The organism is Treponema sp. UBA785 (assembly GCF_002297065.1).
Taxonomy (GTDB): Bacteria; Spirochaetota; Spirochaetia; order Treponematales; family Treponemataceae; genus Treponema_D.
On sequence record NZ_DBJD01000090.1, the window covers coordinates 21140 to 27917 of the forward strand.

The following is a 6778-nucleotide window of genomic DNA, read 5'->3' on the forward strand; positions in this document are numbered from 1 at the left end:
TTGTTTTCTGTTTCAAGCCCAGCCAAATCCTCAGCCGAAAGCGCATCGTCAGAATTGTCCGAAGCTGAAAAATCTGAAGGCTCATCAATTACATCTAAATCAGAAAAATCTGGCAAATCCGTGTCAAAATTAAAAACGTCGTCTGAATTAACAGAAGTCTCAGAGGAATCCACTGTCTTTGGAGGGGTTTTTACCCAAACGCCGTAACTGTCAAGTTCATTTGTTTCTTTTGAATCGCTCATAAAATTCCCCTTGCAAAAAGTTTTATCAAAGAAAATATCGGCATAACCGCTCAAAATCTTCATCTTAAAAACTTAAAAAATAAGACTTATAAATCAATATTTTAACAGAATTTTTTTTCAAAGTCTATTTTTGAAAGTTTAAAAATTACTTAAAACTTTTTTTAGTTTGGACCGCATCGCCTGTCTATCCGGCCAGCCGGGGTTCGCTAGGCGCTCATTGCCTTTCGGCAACGGCACTGCCGCCCCTTTTGTCCGGGGTAGGTTTTTCTCAAAAATTTTTGTTTTCCGCTTTTAAATTTCAAAAAATAAAAAAATCCCGTTATAAAAATCAAAAAATCAGCCGATATTCTAGATTATGAAAAGGTTTAGGATTTTGTCAGCGGCTTTAACAGGAACTTTTGTCTATGTTTTTATTTCTGTTTTTGCAGGAAGAGACGGTCTTTTGGCAGAAAGACAGCAGCGGGAGCAAAAAAGAATCCTTGCAGTCCGGACAGAATCAATCCAAAAAACAAATAATTCTCTCAAGCTTGAATGTACGGCTTTGCAAAACGACAAAGAAGTAATCGAAGGTCTTGCAAAAAAACTCGGTTATGTTTCTGACGGCGACAAAATCGTTAAGATAAACGGTCTTCCTTTTGAACAGGAAAAGATATATGATGCAGGTACGCCTATAAAAGCCCGTGAGCCTGAATATCTTCCTGAATGGGTCGGAAAAGTTCTTGGAATTGCAGCCTTTTTGACGGTCTGCCTGTATTCACTTTATCAAGATATAAAATCTGGACTTTTTAAGCGAAGAAAAAATCCTGTCTTTATGGAGGGCATTCCTGTTTATGATTTGCCGCAAGTCTGATTCGGAATCTATTTTTATTGCCGCTGATTACATTCGCCGCGGAAAAATTGTCATTCTTCCAACCGACACGGTCTACGGTTTTTCTGGAATTGTTGACGGAAGACATTATTCTTACCACACAGAGCAAAAAATCTCAGAAATAAAGGGAAGGGAAGAAGGAAAAAGGTGCATCCAGCTTCTTTCAAAACCAGAGGACTTAAAAAAATATACTCGCGATCTTGTTCCTGATGAGCTGCTTTCTTTTTGGCCCGGTCCGCTTACGATAATCGTTCATACTTTTGAACAAGACGGAAATTTTGCAACAACTGCATTCCGCTGTCCTGGCGACGAATGGCTCAGAAAATTGATTGCAGAATGCGGCGCGCCAATTTATTCAACTAGTGTAAATAAAAGCGGTTCTGCTCCTTTAAATAATCTTTGCGAAATAAAAAAAGAGTTTGGTTCTGCTGTTGACTTGATTATTGATGACGGAGACAAAACTTCAGGTGTTCCTTCTACAATAGTGGCTTTGGAAGAAGACGGAACAGTCCAGCTTGTACGGCAGGGGCAGATAAAACTTGACTGCGCGGTTTAAAAGAAAATTTTATTTTTTGTGCCAGGTTACGTTTTGATTTCCGGCTTTTACTTTTTCGGCCTTTGAATCGTCTCTTAAAAGAGTTGTCTTTGTGCCGGAAAGCGCATTTTCATCATTCATTGTAAAATTCCACTCGATTGGAGAAGCGTTCGGTGCAACAGAAAGCGCAATTTCACGCGGAAGTTCTGGATAAAAAGAGGCGTTTGGTTTTCCGATTTGCCGGATTTTTATGATGCTTCCGTGTTCAGAATTTTCTTCTGCCGAAACAGAAATGTTCATAGTTGCGCCGTTTTTAAAGATTATAAAACCGCGTCCGCCCCGCAAAATAACGATTTTGTCTGTAAAAGGCTCTCCGCTCCATATTCCAGAAAGTTTTTCAATGTTAAAGCTTTTTTGCGCGAAAGCTGAATTTTTTGAAGAAGCCGACAAAGATTCATTCTCGGAATTTCTCATTTTTATTTTGTCTAAAAGTTCGTGAATCGTGTCTTTTGAGTTTGTCAGCATTTTGTAGTATGAATCATAATTTTTGCTTTTCTGGTAAGTTGTTCCGCCTGAAGAATCTGGAATCCCTGCAAAAAAAATGCAGTTCCAAAAAACTGCTGATTCGTCTTTTTTGTCTTCGGTTATTTCTGCGTAAAAAGCAATTTTTGGCGCATGAGTCGAAGATGTGTCCGGAATTGAACTTAAGACAGTTCCTGGATTCTGCCTTTTGTCATGGACAGAAACTCCGTCGATTGCATTTAGCTGCGTAAAGAAAAAATCCTGGGCCATTTTCAGCATGTTTGAATCTGCCGACGATGAAATGACGCCGTAATAATCGAGCTGGAGCGGGGCTGCAAAAACTGATTGCATTACGGTGAGAAATACTGCTGTAAAAATTGCAGATAACTTTTTCAAATAAAATCCCCGTTTTACAGGTTTGAATTTCTAAATTCTCTCTGTAAATCTCTGTTCACATCGCGCTCTTTAATTGAAGCCCGCTTGTCAAACTGCTTTTTACCTTTGCAAACGCCAAGCGTAAGTTTTACGCGTCCATTTTTTAAATAAAAATCCAATGGAATCAAAGTAAAACCTTTTTCATCAACTTTGCGCTGGATCCGCTTTAACTCTTCCTTGTGGACGAGCAGTTTTTTTACTCTGTCTGGATTATGGTTAAAAATGGACGAATATTTGTATTCTGAAATATGAAAATTTCGCATCCATAACTCACCATTTTGAATTTCGGCAAAAGAATCGTTGAATGAAACATTTCCTTCTTTTACAGACTTGACTTCTGTTCCTTCGAGGACAATTCCGCATTCGTATTTTTCTTCGACAAAATAGTCAAAACGGGCTTTTTTATTTTGTGCAATAATTTTTACGTTTTCAGACATAGAAGTAATTATATTCTTAATGGGTTTACCTTGCAACCTGCCATAAAAAGATGTATGTTTTATTTATGTTTCGAGATATTTATTCAGTTTCCTACAGGATGAAAAGGGAGCTTTATCACCGTGTTTTTTTAATTCTTCTTTCTGTTTTTGTCTGCTTTGCAAGCATAAATTTAATCCGGCTTGCGCTTTTTTATCCAGTTCTTTCAAAATCTGATTCTATGTCGCCAGGTATTGCCTCTGATTGCGTTGTTCAAATTGCTCCTCTTTTGCGGAATCCTGAACGCGGTCAGGTTATGCTTGTAAGTCCAAAAGATGAGCCTGTTCATTCTTTTTTTGAAAAATCTGTTGACTTTGTCTGCCGCTTTTTTACAGTCCAGCAGTATTCTCCTTTTGCTAAAAACGAACTGTCGCCGTCTTTCCGGCGCGTTGTCGGTCTTCCGGGAGATACGATTTATATTTCAAACCATCTTGTCTACATAAAACCCGAAGGCCAGTCCCAGTTTCTTACGGAATTTGAACTTACAAAGATAAAATACACTCTCTCTGTTCCGGAAATTTCCGCAAAAACTGACAGCAGAATCGGCACTGTAGGAAATATGGAACAATTCATCTTAAAAGAAAACGAATATTTTGTTCTTGCGGACAACCGTCTTGAATCTTCTGATTCCAGGCTTTGGGGACCTGTAAGTTCGGCTTCTTTCAAGGGCAGGGCGCTTTTTATTTATTTTCCTTTTTCAAAAATGAAGCTTTTTTAGTTTTAAGGAAATTTAAATGGAGATTTCCCTTTATGTTCACGTTCCTTTTTGCAGGCAGAAGTGCGATTACTGCGATTTTTTCAGTATTCCTTCAAATTGCGCTTCCTGTATTTGTCCAGATGAGGAATATGTCCGTTCAGTTTTAACTGAAATTCGTTTTTATGTAAAAAAATACTCAGTTTCACGCTGGAAAACTGTCTATATTGGAGGCGGAACTCCGAGCCAGCTTGGAGCAAAACTTCTTTTTGAACTTGTCTCTGGCATAAAAAATGCTGTTTCCGGCAAGACGGCAGATGAATTTACCGTTGAGATGAACCCTGAAGATTTGACAGAGGATATTTTGGATTCTGCGCAAAATGCCGGCGTGGACAGAATTTCAATAGGCGTTCAGGCTCTCGACCAAAAGGCCTTGGACAGCATAAACAGGCATTGCTCGCTTAAAACTGCAATTTCTGCGTTTGAACTTCTTCAAAAAAAATGGAAAAAAAAGCTTTCTGTCGATTTTATAGCAGGTCTTCCTGGACAGACTTACAGTTCTTTTAAAAAACAGTTTGAGATGGTTTTTTACTGCAAAAACATCGAGCATATTTCACTTTATTCGCTTACTTTGGAAGAAAATACTCCGCTTTATAAAAAAATCGAGTCTGGAAAAATAAAATGGAGCCAGCAAAAAACAGACAGAATGTGGATTTTGGGCAGAAAAATTTTAAAAGAAAATGGATTTATTCAGTACGAAGTAAGCAATTTTGCAAGAACAGGAGCAGAAAGTCGTCACAACAAAGTTTACTGGCATCTTGAGAATTATATTGGCTGTGGAAGCGGCGCGTGCGGCAGTGTTTACGGCGATGTTTCAGAACGCTGGACGAATACCTGTTCTATTAAAAATTATGAAAATTTCTGGCTTAACTTTAATTCTGAATCAGAAATTCCGGAATCGATACGGCAAGTTGAAAAAATCGATTTACAGACCCAGGAATTTGAATGGCTTATGATGGGATTTAGACTTTTGGAAGGCGTATGTTCAGAAGAATTTAAAAAACGCTTTGGAAAAAGCCTTGAAGAGAGAATCGGCGTAAAAGACGGACTTTTTTTTGAATGGTCTAAAAAACATCTTGCCCGCAGTTACAAAAAAGACGGCAAAACTTTTTATGCTCTTAACGAACGCGGACTTATGCTTTTGAATTTGTTTTTGGAATCGTTATTGTAAAATTTGTTCCGACTCCAACCTGCGATTTTACGTCGATTTTCCAGCCGTGAGAATCGATTATGTTTTTTACGACCGAAAGTCCGATTCCGTAGCCAGGTTCGTTTCGGCTGTTTGAAGCCCGGTAAAAAATATCAAAAATGAACTGGATGTCCTTTTCGTTTATTCCGATGCCTGTATCTTCTATAGAAATTTTAATTTCGCTTTCTGTTTCGTTTGCCTTGATTATTATTACATTTTTGTCTTTTGTATAGCGTTGGGCATTTGAATAAAGATTGTCTAAGGCTCTTAAAACTAGTTCTTTGTTGAGCATAATTTGCGTGTCCGGCGAAACCTGGATCTCTGTTTTTACATTTCTGTTAAAAATTGTTCCAGAATTTTTGCAGGATTCTGCAAATTCCTGAAGCAAAGGAAGAATCGGCTGCAATGTAAGATTATTTTTCTGTTCCGCCGTCTCAAGTTTGACAAAATTTATCAGCGAATTGAGCATAGCTTCGAGCTGGTTTGTTTTGTTTAGAATTATATTTACGGATTTTGCAATTTCTTCCTTGCCGCTTACAACTCCGTCGTCAATTGCTTCAAGATAACCTTTTATGACTGCGACGGGTGTGCGCAGGTCATGGCTCATTCCCATTATAAAACGTTTTCTTCTTTCTTCGTTTTCAAGAAGGCTTATGCGCATTTTGTCGAGATTCCCGATTAAATCAGTAATCTCGTTTTCTCCGCGGTGATTTTTCCGTCTTTCCAGTGGTTTTGATACTTGTCCGTCCGCAAGTCTTTTTGTAGAACGCTGAAGAAAAGTTATTGACCTTGAAATTGTATTTGAAATATGCAGTGTAAAAATTATGCAGGCAAGTTCAATCACCGAGGCAACAAGAAAAGAAATCCTTATGATTTTTTCAAAAGAAATTCCTTCGACTGCAAGTTGTCTGTTGATTGGAATCATTGCGAAGGCAACTAGCGGAATAAGTACAACAAGAAGAAGAAAAATATGTAGCTGCCGTTTTATTTTCATTTAAACTGTGCCTTTTTCGAATTTGTAGCCCATGCCAAATACTGTTTTTATATATTTTGGCGAAGATGGATCTTCTTCAATCTTTTTTCTTAGGCGCTGAACATATACAGCAACGGCTGTAATATCTCCGTACTGAGCCTTCCATACTTCTCTGTAGATTTTTTCTGGTCCCAAAACTTCATTTTCGTGAGAAATTAAGAATTCGAGAACTTCATATTCTTTTGTAGAGAGAGGAATTTTTTCCGGACCTTTTTTTAGTACGCAGCTGTTAAGCAGAACAGTGTACGGGCCAAATTCGTAAGAAGCTTCTGCTGCTGCGGTAACTTTTGCCTGCCGGCGAAGAATTGCTTCGACTCTTGCTGTAAGAACTTTTGGTGAATACGGCTTTGTAACAAATTCGTCTGCGCCGTTTCCAAGACCTTTTATAATATCTTCGTCTGCATCGCGGGCAGAGACTATAATTACTGGAAGAGATGAATTGTATTCATCGCGGAATTTTTTCAGGAAGTCAAAACCGCTCATTCCCGGAAGATTTAAATCCAAAATGATTAAGTCTGGCATTTGTTTATCAATGTATTCAAGCGCTTCTTCTGCGCTGCCAACGGATTCAACTGTCATTCCTGATTTTTTCAGATACATAGAGGCAAGTTCTGCCATTTCTGGAACGTCTTCAACAACAAGAATTTTAGAATTCATTTTATATTCCCGTAAAAAGTCAAGATTAAAACTTGAGTTTTAACCTTGACTTTTTAAGTTGTTTCGCAA

General features: G+C 38.2%; 9 protein-coding genes. 4 read left to right on the plus strand and 5 right to left on the minus strand.

What is annotated here, in order from left to right:
• Positions 1-242: hypothetical protein (locus B2X33_RS07885; protein ID WP_296668859.1), on the minus strand; the 242-nt coding region annotated here is incomplete at its 3' end.
• A gap of 373 nt (positions 243-615) precedes the next feature.
• Between B2X33_RS07885 and B2X33_RS07890 the strand changes: the two genes are divergently transcribed.
• Positions 616-1092 carry a septum formation initiator family protein gene (locus B2X33_RS07890; protein ID WP_296668861.1) on the plus strand — a complete coding sequence of 159 codons (477 nt, stop codon included), beginning with the start codon at positions 616-618 and terminating at the stop codon, positions 1090-1092.
• The gene (locus B2X33_RS07895; protein ID WP_296668863.1) at positions 1073-1666 is read left to right on the plus strand and encodes an L-threonylcarbamoyladenylate synthase; all 594 of its coding nucleotides are present in this window, start codon (positions 1073-1075) and stop codon (positions 1664-1666) included. The genes B2X33_RS07890 and B2X33_RS07895 overlap by 20 nt, the downstream gene beginning before the upstream one ends.
• Positions 1667-1675: 9 nt before the next feature.
• On the opposite strand, the gene B2X33_RS07900 is transcribed toward B2X33_RS07895, so the two are convergent.
• Entirely contained in the window at positions 1676-2563 is an 888-nt protein-coding gene (locus B2X33_RS07900; RefSeq protein ID WP_296668865.1) for a TP0183 family DNA metabolism protein, read from the minus strand.
• Between the two features lie 14 nt (positions 2564-2577).
• Positions 2578-3039 (minus strand): SsrA-binding protein SmpB, encoded by a 462-nt coding sequence (smpB, locus tag B2X33_RS07905; protein WP_288585298.1) that lies wholly within the window; start codon positions 3037-3039, stop codon positions 2578-2580.
• 65 nt (positions 3040-3104) lie between these two features.
• On the opposite strand from smpB, the gene lepB reads away from it, so the two are divergent.
• Positions 3105-3794, plus strand: coding sequence for a signal peptidase I (gene lepB, locus B2X33_RS07910; RefSeq protein WP_296022771.1), 690 nt, complete (start codon positions 3105-3107; stop codon positions 3792-3794).
• Between the two features lie 16 nt (positions 3795-3810).
• On the plus strand, positions 3811-5001 hold the full coding sequence (gene hemW, locus B2X33_RS07915; RefSeq protein WP_296668868.1) for a radical SAM family heme chaperone HemW: 1191 nt from the start codon (positions 3811-3813) through the stop codon (positions 4999-5001).
• Here hemW and B2X33_RS07920 read toward each other — a convergent pair.
• The gene (locus B2X33_RS07920) at positions 4964-6013 is read right to left on the minus strand and encodes a sensor histidine kinase (protein ID WP_296022773.1); all 1050 of its coding nucleotides are present in this window, start codon (positions 6011-6013) and stop codon (positions 4964-4966) included. The two genes, hemW and B2X33_RS07920, sit on opposite strands and share 38 nt — an antisense overlap.
• Entirely contained in the window at positions 6014-6709 is a 696-nt protein-coding gene (locus B2X33_RS07925; protein ID WP_296022774.1) for a response regulator transcription factor, read from the minus strand.
• Positions 6710-6778: the final 69 nt, after the last annotated feature.

Excerpts from the sequence above, each read along its gene's own strand:
- lepB (WP_296022771.1), top strand. The coding sequence starts at position 3,105 with ATGTTTCGAGATATTTATTCAGTTTCCTACAGGATGAAAAGGGAGCTT.
- B2X33_RS07920 (WP_296022773.1), bottom strand. The coding sequence starts at position 6,013 with ATGAAAATAAAACGGCAGCTACATATTTTTCTTCTTCTTGTTGTACTT.
- B2X33_RS07925 (WP_296022774.1), bottom strand. The coding sequence starts at position 6,709 with ATGAATTCTAAAATTCTTGTTGTTGAAGACGTTCCAGAAATGGCAGAA.
- hemW (WP_296668868.1), top strand. The coding sequence starts at position 3,811 with ATGGAGATTTCCCTTTATGTTCACGTTCCTTTTTGCAGGCAGAAGTGC.
- smpB (WP_288585298.1), bottom strand. The coding sequence starts at position 3,039 with ATGTCTGAAAACGTAAAAATTATTGCACAAAATAAAAAAGCCCGTTTT.
- B2X33_RS07895 (WP_296668863.1), top strand. The coding sequence starts at position 1,073 with ATGATTTGCCGCAAGTCTGATTCGGAATCTATTTTTATTGCCGCTGAT.